The 273-nt window shown below is 68.1% G+C and carries 1 pseudogene; it reads right to left on the bottom strand.

From position 1 onward, the window contains the following. Nucleotides 1-273: pseudogene (locus tag AABA86_RS33575) on the bottom strand (hypothetical protein); the annotation flags it as partial.

The raw sequence follows: 273 nt of genomic DNA, 5'->3' as shown, positions 1-273 counted from the left end.
AAGTCGGCCCAGTTGCCCTGGCCCTCGATGCCGAACACCCAGTTGACGGACTGCCAACGAAATCCCATCTGCCCGCCCGCCGTGCCGCCCGTGGCATCGTGGCACCCTTCCGGGACGATAGTGCCAAGACCGGGGGAAATCAGATCCCAGCACTTGCGGCTCGATCCGCCGCCGCCGTTGACGCCGATGTAGAAGCCGCTCCAATCGTAGACGGCGGCGACCATCGGCGGCGCCTTGGTGTAGGGACGCGCCGCGAGATCGGCGGCGCCTGCG

Origin of the sequence: Bradyrhizobium sp. TM233 (assembly GCF_036247965.1) — a bacterium.
GTDB classification, from domain to species: domain Bacteria; phylum Pseudomonadota; class Alphaproteobacteria; order Rhizobiales; family Xanthobacteraceae; genus Bradyrhizobium; species Bradyrhizobium ottawaense.
The sequence above is the reverse complement of the archived record's forward strand: the minus strand, read 5'-3'. Positions and strand labels throughout refer to the sequence as shown.